This window comes from Alkalihalophilus pseudofirmus (assembly GCF_029094545.1).
Classification (GTDB): domain Bacteria; phylum Bacillota; class Bacilli; order Bacillales; family Bacillaceae_D; genus Alkalihalophilus; species Alkalihalophilus pseudofirmus.
In genome coordinates, this window is the sequence record NZ_CP117835.1 from 2,003,344 (window position 1) to 2,018,274 (window position 14,931).

The following is a 14,931-nucleotide window of genomic DNA, read 5'->3' on the forward strand; positions in this document are numbered from 1 at the left end:
TTTAAGAAGATTAACTTCCGGTGGCTGAGTAACCATAAATGGATAGCCGAGTTATAAAGAAATTAGATTATTTTTATGATTAATTCCCTAGTAAACAGAATAGAGCATCCTCCATTAAATAGTAGGCCGGTTTATTCTGTAATTATACTCAATCCAATTGCAATTCCGTTCCCACACACCTAAAATGCTTAAACATCCGATACTGCCCTGCTACACTCCAAAGGTATCCTCCATCTATTGTTTTAATAAACTCAATCTCAGGTTTTAATTCTGCTAATCTCCTACGAAGCCTTGATATAATCTGTCTTAATGCTGCTTCTGGATCTTTGGATTGTTGTGAAAGTCTGGAAATAATATCTTGTTTCGATACTCCAGAGGGATTTTTCATTAAATACTCTAGGATCGCTGCGTTTCTTAGTGGTATTGATACACTTCTTCCGTTGTATGAAATTTCGGTATCGTTCAGGCTGATCTGGTTGAATATAAACATGGGTTGGTCGATGTCTGAGTACATTTCGTACTCTTCTTCTGAAATGTTGCTGTACTCTACTCCATTTAAAATCATTTGGTACGGCTTTAATTCTTCATTTGGTTCAATACCATTTCTTATTTCATCTAGAAGCAGCTTTAGTTCCTCGTTCTGTTCTAGTTGTTTATAAGGCATATCATCAATTTGAACGAGCGATGCTTGCGTAATGATTTTACTGTTTTTAAGTATGTAGTAATGAGCTTTTACCTTTTGTTCTGAAGTTAACTTCTTTCTTGTTAGGTTAGGATTTGAATGGGCTGCCTGGTAGAAGGCATCTAACGACTTAGTCCATTCTTCTTCATAAAAGTATAGGAAGCCAAGTCTGTAGTTCGCGCGTGCATTATCAGGTTCTATTCTTATCACTTGCTGAAATGCTTTGATCGCCCTGTCAAATGAACGATCTTTTATTTTCAAGGATTCACCTTGCAAAATTAAAAGGTACGCTTTTACTTCTTTGTACCTGATGTTATCTCTTTCCTTAGACGATAAGTAAGTAAAAAGCTGGACACCTTCATTAACCCATCTTCTGTCTGATGCATCTTCCCTATCCATCCATTTATCTTCTAATTCTTTCAACTCTTCCAAGGTATATTCCGAATATCTTTTCATCCGTTGATCCCCACTCTTCTTTTATATAGGTACTAATTCTATTTTACTACAACCATCCCCTCCTTTCGTTGTGACAGTGTTGTCACAAGGTTCTTGCTACACTTATCTCAACAAAGCAGAAGGAGCTGGTAAATATGAAAAAAGAAACATTGTTCGCACGTCATGGATTTATGGAGTCAGATTTAAAGGCTAACGTTATGGGTAGGCATAGCAAGGTCGGTACATTCCTGAAACAGGCGCTAAATTATGTGGGGCAAACTGGGGACCCAATCCCTGAGGCTAAATGGATGGAAGCACTTCTCCATGCATCAACACAGGTAGAAAGGGTTGGCCGTGAAATGTCGGTTGATCCAAGGGAACAAGAGCTGCCTCTAGCCGAGCTGGATCCTTATATTCGCGGGATTGTTCGTTGGCTGAATGAACTAGGGTTGCACACAAGTTTTTGCTGTGACGGTCATAACAAAAGGCCTGCTCATGTCTCTTTCATTCGTTTGCTAAAGAAAGAAGAAATTAGATTATTGAAAGCTTGTGCCACTAAAGATGTACGAATTAAAATTGAAGGCAAGAAAGCGACCTTCTTGTATCGAGCTGGAGAAGTTCAAAAGCTGCTTGATGTTTCAGAACATTTCTTTGCTTTAGTTAAAGACCCTGCAAATATCATTCACTTAGAGGCGGATGGCTTCAAGTCTAAAGTAATGGACCTCCTCTCTATTTCAGGGGCAAGCGGTAATGAAAGAAAGATTAGAAATCACCTGCGCCAGCAATTAAATAAAATCACCGACTACACGTATATGGACCGTGCCGGCAATCTTCTTGCTTACCTTAATTGCGGTGAGGGTCCAACCGTTTTACTCTCAGCTCATATGGATACAGTTGAAGAGTTTAGTGAAGATCGGTATATCATTGAAGAAGGAACAGTGCTCTCCAGTTCAGATGGAATCCTAGGAGCAGATGACCGGGCTGGGATTGCCGTTGTTTTAGAGGTCTTATCCCGCATTTCTAAAACAAACTTTAATGGTACGTTAAAAGTCGCATTCACCGTTAAAGAAGAAATTGGCTGCGTTGGTGCTAGAGAGATTGACCAAGAGTTTATCTCTGATATCGATGCTGCGATTGTCGTTGACCGTAGAGGAACAAGAGATATTGTCACATCAAACTATTCCACCTCTTTTTGCCCGGATGAGTACGGGGAGCTTTTTGAGAAAGCAGGTCAGTCATTAGGTATGGAAGATTGGAAAGTAACTGTTGGAGGCTCAAGTGATGCTCGAGTATTTGCTGAGTATAGCATTCCCTCTGTGAACTTATCTGCAGGCTACTTGCATGAGCACACTGACTTTGAAACTCTTGATTACAAAGCAGCGTATGAAACGATGTTATTAGTTGAGGGTGTGCTGCACCAGCAATTGATAGGGGTTAGGGGAGACGTGCGGGCTGGTGAGGAAGTATAAAGAGTAGTTTTCTGAATTAAATAGAAAAGGCTAACTTCATTATTGAAGTTAGCCCTTTTCGTCTTTTAGCACATAAGGTTTTTACGGATCTACCTTCCCTCCCCCTACGACCCAAACCTCATCGTATTATCTACCTTTCTTCGATACACTCGCTGTCTTCTCTCACTCTGTATTTCTTGTTTGTGTTCGAGTCTCATGAGGGCTTTTTCGGCTAGGCCGTATACTCTTCTGAGGTTGTTGAGGTCTTGGATCATGATCGGGTGCATATGGCAGACATTGTTTCGGGTGACTTTGGTGTGAGTGAGGTGTTGGAGCTGGTCTTGGGTTAATGGGATGAGGTTGTTTAGGATGATGATATTGACTAAGTTGGAGTACGATGGGTCTTGTTTTATTTTAAGTGGCAGAGTGATGATGATGATTTTCTTTAGGATATGTTCTAGATCATAAAGCAGCTGATAGGCGCGGACGGAATGTTCTTTTTGTGGTTTCATAGGTTATTTATCCTTTCTTAATGCTTGCTTATTCAATTCTTATTGGCTGCAAGTAAATGTTGTTGGATTTGGTGGATGAGAATTTCATGTTGTTGAGGCTGTTTTTGAGTTTTTTGAGCAGGTGGTTGAATGGTTTATATAAAGTTTTTAGTAATGGAGTATGTGATGGTTGAGTCTTTAAATTTCTTTGCTTTTAAGGGGTCTTGGGTGAAGAGTCGAGTCGTTGATTGTGTGAGTGTTCACTTTTATTCTTGGAGAGTTTTGTGAAGGAATCTGTTTGTCATTCATTTCCTATCTTCATCATACATTAAATCTCTACAAATAACAGCAATTTTTTTAGGTCATTAGTAATGGGCTGGTGAATAATTGATCTGCCTCATCACCTGCTCTGTTTTATATGGTCTATATGTGAGTCTTAAAATGCAATAAGAAGTGCGCTGGATTTGGCGTTCGATTGTTGCATAGGTGGCATCAATTGTTAACTGGATGGAGTTGCGGAAGGTAATGATCGTTTTCGCAGCGTGGTCAGGGTCTGGCATAAAGGTGCGAATGTGGTGATAGAAAAACCAGGAGCATTCGAGCTTTGTGGGTGAATGGGTTGGGAAGGTGTAGATCTGATCAATCGTATCAATCGGGATCGGCACTTTACTTTGTGCTCTTGTGATTTCGCTTACTGCTGTTCTGCGGCCGTCATAGGTGGCGCCGCCTTCAATGCAAGCTCGCTTGATCATCGACAGGCTTGATTCGGCTACATAATAGATTTGATGATTCTCATAGACAATCGTTTCATAGTCGGTGTGATAGGCTGGCATAATCGCAAGAGTGTGGCGGTTAATATCATAATGCGGCTGGATAGATGGTTTCATGGGGGAACGCTCCTTTTAGGTTTAGTGGTAGGATTGTGACGGCTTACTTGTCACGTAGTAGGATGGTTGGTAGGATAAGGCGTTTGACTAAGGAGAAAATAGATGTGGGCACCTATTTTCTCTACTTCTTGCTTTCGTCGATTCGCTGTTGGATTGGTGTTCTTATGGCTTCATATACTTCATGTGGAGTTTCATTTAAGAGATTTCCGGGTTCATCGTGCTCAAACGATGCAGCGAGCTTCATGATAATGTCTAGGGACATATTTCGTTTTCCATTTTCAATTTCACTTATGTATGTCTCTGTTAAACCAGATATCCAAGCTAACTCTGCGATCGTTAGGCCGGCTCGATTTCTTTTTGTCCGGATGATCACTCCAAACGATTCACTTAACGCATCTTTTCCTTGTTTTCCCACAGATATGCTCCTTTTTTGAACATTATCTGTTTGCAGGAAATAACACACCATTAACGATCGTTGAAGTTTTACCTAATATATGGAATTTGATAAAAATTTTTTTTGGTTTCTCGATTATAAATTGTATAAAAAGTTAAAATAGACCCCTTAGTGATAAATTGAGATAATAATTAACCACAGTAAAGAAGCTTGGATAACCAAGCTCCTTTCTATTGATTGTTATTAACACTTTATCAATTAATCGGCAGTTAATTTAATTTGAGTCTAACATACATTTAAATTGATTCTAATTTTCTCTTTCCAGTTATTAATTGAGTCTATTGCGTTTACTTCTCCCCCTTTATATATATCCTCAATTGTTATTGACCATTTTCTATAAGTACGTTCTCTCTTCTCATTCGCAGTTGGATTAGTTATGTTGGTTATGTTTCCTACCATCTCCCGATTCTTTATAAGAATATAATCTGTATCCCACTCACCGTCGTACGCTTCGATGAACAAGTTAACGAGTTGATGATAACCATCCTTTGTAAAGTTAGATGGGTGTTGAATCATATAGCAGGAAACAAGCCAAAAATGTAGAGCATATAACTTGGGATCGTTATGCTCCCACACCAAGGGAAATTGGAACATCTCATAGCATGAAAGCCAATCTATTTGACTTGCTCCACATTCAATACATTTTCCATTTTCCATTACTGTATTGTTATTAACCACTTTTAAAGCTCCCGTATAAAACCCTTTTTGTTTAGTTTACACCTTATTAGCTACACTTATTAAGATAGGGGTTACTAATGAGAAATTAATGGCCTAATACCTGTTTTTTATCGATTAAATCCGCTCGACAAAGTTCTATTGGGTTCGGGTGGTGGCAGGCACTAGGAACCAAAAAATCCTAAGCCCTGCAAGAAGGCTTAGGTTTAGGAATTTAGGCGTTGATTGTAGCTTTCTACTTATTCATTAATTCAAAATAGGCTTTATATGACTCTTTCGGAATAACGCTTTTACTTACAGGTTGACCTTCCCACTTCAATATTGGTTTTCTGATTTCAATGATTTCTTCCACCTCATCAAATGAGATCTCTTTTTTAAACACAAATGGTTCATGAATTTGAAAATCGTAATGTTTAGCCTGCTCCGGATTAAAACTAATTAGTTTGACAGTATTATCTTCAGGAGATACCGAAGAGAATAACTGAAACTCTTCCCCTTTGAATACCACTAATACCTCAATTTCAAAAGCTAATTCAACGTCTTCTTCACTTAACTGCTTAATAAAGATATCATTATGTTTATTTCCCGCAATATCAATTAATTCTTTAAAGCCTTCTTCTTTGACATTACTTCTCAACCTGAGGTTACCATCGCGAACATTTAAAGGATAAACATTACCCTTATATATTGCAAACCTACTCATATATTTCTCCTCACTTTCTAGGAATCCAAGAATTTAGATCACCATCATAAATTAAGGTGGTAGATGTATCTCCAGTATTACTACTTTTTATTTTCATTAAATCGCCATCTTGAAAATTCCTTGTCCCATGAAAATACTCAGGGAGAACAACATTTTCACTTCCAGTAAACCCTCTACCTGTATAGGGGTAATTTTCTGGAGAAGTATTCCAATTCGGAATCTCGACTTTGCTATTATCATTTAACCTATATTCAATGACCCCATAGAATTTATCTGGAGCTCCATTTGAACTTGAGATTCCATCAACACCATTTGTAAGTTTATAAGGAGAATTATTGTAATCTAATCGAGCCCCCTCATAATTATCTTTTAATGTTCTAAGGTTGCTTGAATGCTCTTTAACAGCTGTAAAGCCTCTTACTCCCGTGTACTCATTATACACGTATTTATAAATATCTCTTTGTGGGATTACTTTAGCCATAGGAGTATTTTTTGACGGAATTCCTATCTGCTCTCTAACAGAATCTACTATTCTTCTTTCAGCACTTGATAAGACTCTATCTGGATGAAGTAACTGCATAAACTCATCAACAGTAAGCCCGTTTTGAGTAATGACTTTCTGAATACTTTCACTTGTTTTAGTCTGATTTACACTATTAGTTTTTAGCTCTTTTTTCGATGAACTTACTTTTTGAACTGGAGGTGTAGTCGCTGAATTTCTTAATCCCTGGCCCAAAGCTCCTCCACCTAATAAAGATGCAAGTCCTATGCTATTAAGCCAGTGTTCTGCTGAGTAGGCTTCATTTGGTTTAACTGATTGCTCAACCATGCCTGTTATTCCGGAAGAAGTCCAATTTAAGACAGAGGCCATAGAAGGGTTTTCTTTCATATCATTATAACGATCTTTATACCCACTCCAGACACCATCAACTAACCCAAATGATATATAATTCCCGAAATCAGTAAAGGAACCCCACTTCTTTTCGCTTCTTTCTTTCATACCGCTCCATGCCATAGAACCTATTTCTTTAAAACTATCTCTAGACTTTGCAATTGGATTTTTTGTAGCTTTCTCACTATCTGCTCGGTAATTATTTAATCTATTACAAGATGGATTGGTCCAATAGTTAAATTGTATTAGTTGGTGCCACTCAGCATATAAAGGTAATGCGTTATTTAAATAGCTGTTGGAGCTAAATGGCAGGTTCATATTCCTTTGGGCCAGCTTATTCATTAAAAGCATATGAGAGGAATGATTGATCATCAGATTGATCGGCCCTTGGTTCAGACCAGCTCCTCCCTTAAATATAGCCTGAATCTCCTTGATATAGGATTGCATCACATGGGTATCAGCTTCAACTGAACTTAGTGCTACAGACTGCTCATAATCAAATTGATGCAGCTGCTCAAGCGTTTGGTCTTTTTCTTGCTTGGCTTTTTGTACATATTGCCTGACTTCATCGTCTTGCAGCGGCTTTAAGTAGACGATGTCTTGTACCTTTTGCATGGTCGCATTCGTTTGGTTGGTGAGTGCGGTTGTGACGAGCTCAAGCTGCTTTAGGCCGTTGTCGACTTCTTGTTCAAGGAAGCTCTCTTGAATTCTTCCGTTTGATGCTGGTTCAAGTGCTTGCAGCGAGGACTTCATTTGCATAAGAAGCTGCTCATATTGTGCGAGGGTTCCGGTTAAGTAATGGATAAACGGGAGATGGCATTCCTGATAGAAACGACGAATGGCCGTCCCTCCCTCTCCTTTTAAGGAGTCACTTAAACGGACGATACCCATTACGGATGTTTCAATTTGTTTAAGCTGTTCTTGCTGGTGTTCGATCTTTGTTTTTATTTCATCTATTCCACTATGTAAGCCAGACACGTCTAATGTTTTCATACATCACCTCTATTAAGCCAATAGGAATTCTTTACCTATTATCTTAGTACATTCGACATCTGGATAAAATAGGAATATATGAGGATATTGGTAGAATGAGAAGTTAACAGACGTCACCTTATATGTAGACTACACAGTCACCTATACTTGAACCTTTCAATACCCCCAGTCATCAACTCTCCACTTATCATCTTTGTCATCCCTTATTAATATCCACTTCCAATTCGTTTCGGTTGAGTTCGGCTCGAAACTGCCATCACCCCCGAATGCATTCACATTAAAGTTAGACAAAAGCACAATCACATTTTCTGCCTCAATACCGTTTGAAGAACCATTACCATATGTCAAATAGTCTTGAATAAATTCATTTGATTTATTTTCTTCATACCATAGTTCTGTCAACTCACATCCTCTAAATCCCTTGAACTTTCACTGGACAGTGACTGATGCATCAGTTATTTCCTCATCAGTAAACTTGACCGACGCTTCGATGATTACTTGCACATTTTTGGTCTTACCAGATTGGGTGTTATATAGTAATGAAAATGCAAAGACGACGACGCTAATAATAAAGATTGTTTTTTTCATGTTCAATCCCCTTAAATTTTATTCTAGACTTGACGATTACCTAGCGACGTTTATTAAACCACACAGCAAGATTCAACTTAAGAGGAAATTTGCTATGGGAGTTCATGTAGGAATACAACCTTAATAATTCTCGCATTGATAAATGGTTGGGGGTTCCTTAAATCACCAAAATATTCCAATTCCCATTTCTGTGTTTCGATTACCTGTTTGCTTAGGGGTTTTTCCCATCCAGGGTATACTCTAATCGCCATTTTTCCTTTTGTAGTTGGTGTTTTAATGATATTTTGTTCTATAAGGACTTCTTTTGGGAAAACAAATTGTCCGAAGTTATTCTCTTTAGTGAAGGTATTGATAACCAATAAGTCAGTAGCCTTTTCATTTGAAAAAGCTTGGTTTTTTGATTCCTATCTTTTTGCCAAAAAGCAACAAACTGCCCTAGCTTATTAGGTGTTATCTTTGCGACTCTAAATCTAACCGATTTCGAGTTGAGTTGAAATCTGCCTGCCCCTTAATCTGGATTTTTGCTGACATATGTTAGCGCCTCATAAAATTCATTCACTGATTCTACCTCTCCCTCATTTCTTAATAGTATCCTTCCTTCTAAAGAGGAATGTTTGGAACCTCATAGCCAGCATAGATTATTTGATAAGCAACCTCTTAGCAAGGACCCATCCGTTTAATCCGTATGAAGCTTGAACTTGGTAGTAGGTATAGTTGTTTTGTTTAATATATCTTACTAATTCTTTGATATTCTCATAATTCATAGGCCACGAATAATCTTTCGACCTATGTAACAATTCTTTATTCTTACTGGCAAATAAATGAACGTCTTCTTCAACGATATCTAACAGTATGCTGTTTGGAAGTTGGTCTTCAAAATGAAAAGTAAAAAGATCTTCGAATATAATTTTCACATTCTTTTCTTCTTCATCTAAAACGTTTATTTCTAGCCTAGAACGTTCAAAGTCTACTTGGTAATTTAATAACTTACAATCATGAACAGTGCTCATTAGTTATACTCCTTCATCCTACTTAAGCATAAATTCTAATTTATCTAATTCTACTAGGAAAGGATCTTTGTAACTTTCAACAAGGTTGGTCTCCAGATCTGCACGAAGAGCTCCTTTGATTGATGTTTTTTTATTGTATCTAGCTCTTGTATTTGTAAGTCTTCTAGTAGCTCCTCTAAACGTTTGATGAGAGTATCAAGGTAGCCATTGTCGTTCTTTACCCTCTTCTTCTTGGCTAAGTTGAGGACAATATTCGTTCGGACATGTACATCTTTTGTTTTACTAATAGGATTACTCATTTATTATCACCACGATTAAGTTGTTTAGTATGTATATGTTATATTTGAAAATTCTCTTCAAAGTGTCATTCTCCATCTATCTTATAACACTTACTAAGATTTAATAGATATGTTAGAGTTTACTAATAGGAAGTGATAAGATGTTTCAAAAGATAAATCATAACGGGCGTGGATTTAAGGTCGCTTTCAGTATCCAAACGGTGTTAATCGTTCTGCTATTTGTCAATCATTTTACAGGAGCGGAAGGTTTTATTGAAGCCGTGGTTTTTTATGGAGTTGTACTTATGTTCTTTGTACTGGCCTACCTAACCTATAAAGATCAATCGAAGGCTGGCAAGCAGGGGTAATAAACTCATCCTAGTTAAATGATTAGTTACTAGTCATTTATAAGTTATTACTTTTAATACATATTGCTTTTCTAGCTTATATACATTTATAAGTAATTTAATTACTTAATTACATGTCAAGTAAGGTGTGATTGTATGAGCATACCATCTAAAAAAGATTTTATTATAGGTAGTTTGATTTGGGCTGTACTCCTTATCTTCATTTGGATTCTTTATCGTTCTCTATTTGTTGACTTTAGTATGGTGGGAGTTATAGGAATGGTTATTATCATAAGCTTATTTTGTGCTAAATGGTTTAATACACGCTATATAATTACCCATAGAACATTAAAAATAATCTCAGGCATTTCGCACAATTCAATAGATATTGAAGATATTAACTCAATTTCTCATACCAAAAATATTTTGATAGCGCCAGCACTCTCCATTGAACGAATTGAAATTAAGTACAAACAATACGAAACAGTATATATTTCACCAAAACACACGGACAATTTTATGCAAGAATTGCTGAAAAGGAAACCCTCTATTAAAGTAGGTGTGAAGTAAAATTTTTACAATTTCATTTGAATTATTAATTAGCTGGATGCTTCAACAAATTTACTAATTGACAAAACCTCCCCGATTGGAAGGCTATGTTAAGTACTTATTCTACTGCTAGAATACCTTCTAAAGTACTTCACTAAGCCAAACTTAGCAGTCAATATTCCAATGAGTAAAACGCTTGTTTGGTACTAACAAGAACTCCTTTTTATGAATTCCCCCTTGTATACCTTTTTAATAGGTCCCCTCTCCCCTTCATTCATTTTATTCAGGATGTGGGTGATTACGTCATTAGACATCTCCTCAATTCTATTACGAATAGTAGAAATTTGAGGGCTAGTAACTAGAGTAATAGGGTGATCGTCAAAGCCGATAATAGATAGTTGATTCGGGATGTCTATGTTGTTTCTTAATGCAGAACTAATTAATCCAGCTGCTACAAAGTCACTGCCTGTCAATATGCCCTCAAATGGAAGTCCCTCCTTAAAAATTTTCTCACCTAATTCAATCCCATCCTCAATCCCACATACTTTATCAAAAACAAATTGTTCCGTGAAAGGTAAACCCTTATTATTGTGAGCTGAACGGAATCCTTTCAGTCTAGCTTGTTGCAGAGGTGAGGTAAGATTGTCTGAACAAAAAGCTAATGTTGTAAGGCCTTTATCTAAAAGATAGGTGGTTGCTTCCATCATAACTTCTTCCTCATTTATACAGAACACATCAAAATAATTACCGGAAAAATCCTCATTACAAGCAACTAGTAATCTATTTTTTGTGTATTTAGCGATTTCTTCCTCTGTTAATAAAGACGAAGCCAAGATAATCGCATCATATTCATTTTTTTGAAGTTGAATATAAATGTCTTCCTCTGTTTTTTTGTTTGCGAGAGTTTGATGTATGACTGTTTTAAATCCTTTTTTGGTACAAGCAACGGATAGGTAATGAACAAGCTGGCTGAAGTATGGATGATCTATGCTTGGAGTGATAATGGCTATACATTTTGTATGTTTATAACGGAATTGTGTAGCTAGTGAATTGGGAACAAACTGATGTTCTTGCATCACTCTTAGTACTTTTTCTCTGGTTTTTGCGGATACATGGGGATGGTTAGAAACCACTCGAGATACGGTTGATTTAGAAACCCCGCTCATCCTTGCAATATCATATATGGTAACCATTTTTCACCTCAAAAAAAGTATTGACCTGGGACCAATCCCAGCGTATATATTGAAAAAAAATAAAGGAGCTGTCTAAATGAATGTTCAATTTAATAAACCTTTCTCAAATGATTATAAAGCAAAGTATATTATCTTTTTTGATTTTGATGAAACCTATTTCCCGCATGAATGTACGGATGAACTATTATCTCATTTAAAAGAATTAGAAGAGTACTTGCAGAAGTTGGTTCATGAACACTATGTAAAAGTTGGCTGGGTAACCGGGAGTGATCTACTTCAAGTCGCTTATAAAATGAAGCGGGCTAATCTATCATTTAGTCCGCATTTCATTGCCAGCAACCTGGGTACAGAGCTTCATCATGTTAATGACAGAGACTTACTGTTTAATAAAGAATGGGGTGATAGGTTAATCAAAAGTGGCTTTTCACACTCGATCGTCACAGATATTGTAACTGAACTCTATAATGTTTATCATATAAAGCTTGTGGAGCAGACTCAATTAGGACAAAAAGGATATAAATGTAATTATTATTATTTTTGGAAGTCACATGCTCAAAGTCGATATGATTTACGGATTATCAGGCATTTAGCAGCATCTAACGGTTTAGGCATAAATATTAACCGTTGTAACCCTAAAGCTGGAGACCCAGCAGACGCTTTTGATATTGATTTTATTCCGTTAAATGCTGGAAAAAAAGAAATAGTAACATTTATGACTAGATATTATCAAGTTCCTTTCACTAACACAATTGCTTTTGGTGATAGCGGCAATGACATAGAGATGTTAAAAGCTGTCGAATATGGTTATCTTTTAGCTAACGCTACAGATGAAGCAAAGAGCTTACACGCTTCTATTACAAAGGGAACGTATTCTTTAGGTATATTAGAAACGTTGAGGACCTTATTTAGCAATGATTGATACTATAAATGGGATAATAAATTTAGAGTTCACCAACTAGTTAACGTTCAAAAGAGCACTTGATGTGAGAATAAGTGCTCTTAATAAATAGAGCCTGTCACTACCCGTATTTTGTCGATAATCTTTCGACATTCTTCGAGTAGTGACAGGTACCTGTAATCATCTCCTACTATCACCGATTGAGTATGTATATTTTATATGAGCAGACAACTCTTCTTGCTTTTTCAAACATAGTAAGTTCTATTGTCTTTTGTGATTTACCTAAACGTACTTTACAAATGATATATATAATTAATCTTTTTGTACCAAATTTATTATGGGAGAACACCTTCCTATCAGGGCCTAATACTCGTTTATTATCGAAAATATTCGCTCGACTAAATTCGATTAGGTTCGGGTGGTGCCTGTGAATTGCGCCCCCACACTCATACTTATATAAAATACTTCTCAAGAATTCAAACTTTCCATTTCCTTTATATTTATAAAAAGATTATATTTCTATCCTAATTAGTAAAATATACTTTATGAGGTGATTTTATGGATAAAGAGGATTTAAAACTCACATCTGCTGAGATAGGGACTTTGTGGGCAGAATATGTTAATGGTACAGCTGTTGATATTGTAAACAAGTATATGTTATCCATTATTGAAGATGAAAAAATAAGAACAATTTTTGAGGATGCGATAAGTACATTTGAAAAACAGAAAAATCAGATAGCAACGTTTATTAAAAATGAGGGATTTCCTGTACCAATTGGATTTACTGATTCAGACCTTAATAAAGGGACAAAAAGATTGTTTTCGGACATTTTTTGTTTACACTATTTACACGTAATGACATTACATGGTTTATTGGGACACATAACATCACTTAGTGCCTCTGTGAGAAAGGATTTGAGAATTTTTTATGATTCGTGCGATAATGACGGAAAAAGAATGTATCATCAAACGATAGAATTACTGTTAGAAAAGGGACATTTTCAAAGAGACCCTTACTTTTATCCTGAAGCAACTCCTGAATTTATTTCAGGTAGAAAATTTTTAGATGGCTACTTCGGGGACAAACGACCTTTAGCTGCGACGGAAATTATCAGTCTTTCGTTTAATTTGAAAAAGAAGGTGTTGGAGAAGACTCTTTCTATTGCATTTAGCCAAGTTGCCCAATCTAAAGAAGTAAGAAAATTTTTGGAATCATCGCAAAAGACCTCGGATAACCAAATCCAAGCACTTAGTACTATATTAAAGAAAGATAATTTGCCTGTACCAATGTCTTGGGAAACAGAAGTCACAACTTCTCAGGATTCTCCTTTTTCAGATAAGTTAATGTTGTTTCATATTGGTTTCTTGCTACAAACCGCACAAGCCTATCATGGAACTGGACTTGCTTCTGCAATGCGAACTGACCTTGCCGTAACTTATGAGAAGGTTATATTGAAAAACTTAATAGTGACAAAAGAATGGTTTAATCTAATGACGCAGTATAAATGGTTAGAAGAGCCTCCTCTATCTCCAAATAGAAAAAATCTTGCAAAAGACAAATAATCAACCAAATAACACCTCTCTTTAATGGGAGGTGTTTTATATTTGACCTTAAATAGTGCCTGTCACTACCCGTACCTTCAATATTCAATATATCAACTCCACAAATGCCACCTGAGCCATAATGTTTAACAAATTTTCTATAGTCTCTTGGGAATTTCACTTTTAAAACTTCTTCCGCCTTTTCAATAGCTTCATCTGAAACTGTTCCAATAAAATCTCCATCTTCTATATATTCATTAAGCATTTCTTCAATTTTTGGGTTCATTGGTTAATCACCTATTAAACTATTTCATTCATAAAAGCACTTGTTGTGCAAGTTGACATACAAGCGCTATCTATTTGGAATTTAAATGACATAATGGCTGATGCCTACGAACAGCAATTATAACAGAGCTGTCTCAAGTGCATGAGAGATCATAGAATCAAAACTCTCGTAAGATTGGATAACAGTCCCAGAAGGTTTATCGAGTTCTAAATAAGCACCCCCTATTGAGTCTTAACAGTACCATGCTGTATCAGAATCTCCAAAGAATATATATTGCTTTTGCCATTCATTTTCATACCAAAGTTCATTTGACTCGATAAAACCAGGCATGTCTTCATTTAATTCATTATCAAGTAGACCTTTATCAACATCATAAATTACTAATCCATTAAAATCTAATCCATCTATAGTTTTTAAAAATCTCTCATACGAATCAGGTAATACCATATTCCCGAATTTCTGCTGAATCCCTTGATTCATTTTTATTATCTCTGTATGTGATGCTCGCTTCTTAAGTGAACTTCCGTCTTTCTTTTCAATCTTTTCAATTTCTGCTAACAATTCTTTCCATGGAGTCATG

General features: G+C 36.4%; 16 protein-coding genes and 2 pseudogenes. 5 read left to right on the plus strand and 13 right to left on the minus strand.

Annotated elements, in window-relative coordinates:
* Positions 1–148: 148 nt before the first annotated feature.
* Positions 149–1,138, minus strand: a complete 990-nt coding sequence (locus tag PQ478_RS10760) for a winged helix-turn-helix domain-containing protein (protein ID WP_289236878.1) — start codon at positions 1,136–1,138, stop codon at positions 149–151.
* A 134-nt stretch (positions 1,139–1,272) separates the two neighbouring features.
* On the opposite strand from PQ478_RS10760, the gene PQ478_RS10765 reads away from it, so the two are divergent.
* Positions 1,273–2,586, plus strand: a complete 1,314-nt coding sequence (locus tag PQ478_RS10765) for a M20/M25/M40 family metallo-hydrolase (protein WP_289236879.1) — start codon at positions 1,273–1,275, stop codon at positions 2,584–2,586.
* A gap of 835 nt (positions 2,587–3,421) precedes the next feature.
* On the opposite strand, the gene PQ478_RS10770 is transcribed toward PQ478_RS10765, so the two are convergent.
* From PQ478_RS10770 to PQ478_RS10810, 9 genes and pseudogenes are all read right to left on the minus strand, one after another.
* On the minus strand, positions 3,422–3,943 hold the full coding sequence (locus tag PQ478_RS10770; RefSeq protein ID WP_289236880.1) for a competence protein ComK: 522 nt from the start codon (positions 3,941–3,943) through the stop codon (positions 3,422–3,424).
* A gap of 121 nt (positions 3,944–4,064) precedes the next feature.
* Positions 4,065–4,358: a helix-turn-helix domain-containing protein gene (locus PQ478_RS10775; protein WP_289236881.1), complete on the minus strand. Its 294-nt coding sequence runs from the start codon at positions 4,356–4,358 to the stop codon at positions 4,065–4,067.
* Between the two features lie 264 nt (positions 4,359–4,622).
* Complete coding sequence (locus tag PQ478_RS10780; RefSeq protein ID WP_289236882.1) at positions 4,623–5,075, minus strand: DUF5946 family protein; 453 nt, start codon at positions 5,073–5,075, stop codon at positions 4,623–4,625.
* Between the two features lie 232 nt (positions 5,076–5,307).
* Positions 5,308–5,775 carry a UCP033725 family protein gene (locus tag PQ478_RS10785; RefSeq protein ID WP_289236883.1) on the minus strand — a complete coding sequence of 156 codons (468 nt, stop codon included), beginning with the start codon at positions 5,773–5,775 and terminating at the stop codon, positions 5,308–5,310.
* 10 nt (positions 5,776–5,785) lie between these two features.
* Positions 5,786–7,660, minus strand: coding sequence for an LXG domain-containing protein (locus PQ478_RS10790; protein ID WP_289236884.1), 1,875 nt, complete (start codon positions 7,658–7,660; stop codon positions 5,786–5,788).
* A 156-nt stretch (positions 7,661–7,816) separates the two neighbouring features.
* A complete protein-coding gene (locus PQ478_RS10795) occupies positions 7,817–8,062 on the minus strand; it encodes a DUF4829 domain-containing protein (RefSeq protein ID WP_289236885.1) in 246 nt (81 codons plus the stop codon).
* A gap of 278 nt (positions 8,063–8,340) precedes the next feature.
* Positions 8,341–8,702 (minus strand): annotated as a pseudogene (locus tag PQ478_RS10800) (MepB family protein).
* Positions 8,703–8,886: 184 nt separating this feature from the next.
* Positions 8,887–9,258 (minus strand): hypothetical protein, encoded by a 372-nt coding sequence (locus PQ478_RS10805; RefSeq protein WP_289236886.1) that lies wholly within the window; start codon positions 9,256–9,258, stop codon positions 8,887–8,889.
* Positions 9,259–9,311: 53 nt separating this feature from the next.
* Positions 9,312–9,557 (minus strand): hypothetical protein, encoded by a 246-nt coding sequence (locus tag PQ478_RS10810; RefSeq protein ID WP_289236887.1) that lies wholly within the window; start codon positions 9,555–9,557, stop codon positions 9,312–9,314.
* Between the two features lie 140 nt (positions 9,558–9,697).
* On the opposite strand from PQ478_RS10810, the gene PQ478_RS10815 reads away from it, so the two are divergent.
* Both PQ478_RS10815 and PQ478_RS10820 read left to right on the plus strand, forming a co-directional pair.
* Entirely contained in the window at positions 9,698–9,904 is a 207-nt protein-coding gene (locus PQ478_RS10815) for a hypothetical protein (RefSeq protein WP_075682489.1), read from the plus strand.
* Positions 9,905–10,039: 135 nt separating this feature from the next.
* Positions 10,040–10,453: a PH domain-containing protein gene (locus PQ478_RS10820; protein WP_289236888.1), complete on the plus strand. Its 414-nt coding sequence runs from the start codon at positions 10,040–10,042 to the stop codon at positions 10,451–10,453.
* 185 nt (positions 10,454–10,638) lie between these two features.
* Here PQ478_RS10820 and PQ478_RS10825 read toward each other — a convergent pair whose 3' ends face one another.
* The gene (locus PQ478_RS10825) at positions 10,639–11,625 is read right to left on the minus strand and encodes a LacI family DNA-binding transcriptional regulator (RefSeq protein WP_289236889.1); all 987 of its coding nucleotides are present in this window, start codon (positions 11,623–11,625) and stop codon (positions 10,639–10,641) included.
* 76 nt (positions 11,626–11,701) lie between these two features.
* Between PQ478_RS10825 and PQ478_RS10830 the strand changes: the two genes are divergently transcribed.
* Positions 11,702–12,544, plus strand: coding sequence for an HAD-IIB family hydrolase (locus PQ478_RS10830; protein ID WP_289236890.1), 843 nt, complete (start codon positions 11,702–11,704; stop codon positions 12,542–12,544).
* 537 nt (positions 12,545–13,081) lie between these two features.
* Positions 13,082–14,086: a DUF3231 family protein gene (locus tag PQ478_RS10835; protein ID WP_289236891.1), complete on the plus strand. Its 1,005-nt coding sequence runs from the start codon at positions 13,082–13,084 to the stop codon at positions 14,084–14,086.
* On the opposite strand, the gene PQ478_RS10840 is transcribed toward PQ478_RS10835, so the two are convergent.
* Both PQ478_RS10840 and PQ478_RS10845 read right to left on the minus strand, forming a co-directional pair.
* Complete coding sequence (locus PQ478_RS10840; RefSeq protein ID WP_289236892.1) at positions 14,007–14,351, minus strand: SMI1/KNR4 family protein; 345 nt, start codon at positions 14,349–14,351, stop codon at positions 14,007–14,009. The two genes, PQ478_RS10835 and PQ478_RS10840, sit on opposite strands and share 80 nt — an antisense overlap.
* A gap of 117 nt (positions 14,352–14,468) precedes the next feature.
* Positions 14,469–14,930, minus strand: a pseudogene (locus tag PQ478_RS10845) (YrhA family protein).
* Between the last annotated feature and the right edge of the window lies 1 nt (position 14,931).

What these genes read in the sequence shown, in the direction of transcription:
- PQ478_RS10760 (WP_289236878.1), bottom strand. Translation starts at nt 1,138, where the DNA reads ATGAAAAGATATTCGGAATATACCTTGGAAGAGTTGAAAGAATTAGAA.
- PQ478_RS10765 (WP_289236879.1), top strand. Translation starts at nt 1,273, where the DNA reads ATGAAAAAAGAAACATTGTTCGCACGTCATGGATTTATGGAGTCAGAT.
- PQ478_RS10770 (WP_289236880.1), bottom strand. Translation starts at nt 3,943, where the DNA reads ATGAAACCATCTATCCAGCCGCATTATGATATTAACCGCCACACTCTT.
- PQ478_RS10785 (WP_289236883.1), bottom strand. Translation starts at nt 5,775, where the DNA reads ATGAGTAGGTTTGCAATATATAAGGGTAATGTTTATCCTTTAAATGTT.
- PQ478_RS10790 (WP_289236884.1), bottom strand. Translation starts at nt 7,660, where the DNA reads ATGAAAACATTAGACGTGTCTGGCTTACATAGTGGAATAGATGAAATA.
- PQ478_RS10805 (WP_289236886.1), bottom strand. Translation starts at nt 9,258, where the DNA reads ATGAGCACTGTTCATGATTGTAAGTTATTAAATTACCAAGTAGACTTT.
- PQ478_RS10810 (WP_289236887.1), bottom strand. Translation starts at nt 9,557, where the DNA reads ATGAGTAATCCTATTAGTAAAACAAAAGATGTACATGTCCGAACGAAT.
- PQ478_RS10815 (WP_075682489.1), top strand. Translation starts at nt 9,698, where the DNA reads ATGTTTCAAAAGATAAATCATAACGGGCGTGGATTTAAGGTCGCTTTC.
- PQ478_RS10820 (WP_289236888.1), top strand. Translation starts at nt 10,040, where the DNA reads ATGAGCATACCATCTAAAAAAGATTTTATTATAGGTAGTTTGATTTGG.
- PQ478_RS10825 (WP_289236889.1), bottom strand. Translation starts at nt 11,625, where the DNA reads ATGGTTACCATATATGATATTGCAAGGATGAGCGGGGTTTCTAAATCA.
- PQ478_RS10830 (WP_289236890.1), top strand. Translation starts at nt 11,702, where the DNA reads ATGAATGTTCAATTTAATAAACCTTTCTCAAATGATTATAAAGCAAAG.
- PQ478_RS10835 (WP_289236891.1), top strand. Translation starts at nt 13,082, where the DNA reads ATGGATAAAGAGGATTTAAAACTCACATCTGCTGAGATAGGGACTTTG.
- PQ478_RS10840 (WP_289236892.1), bottom strand. Translation starts at nt 14,351, where the DNA reads ATGAACCCAAAAATTGAAGAAATGCTTAATGAATATATAGAAGATGGA.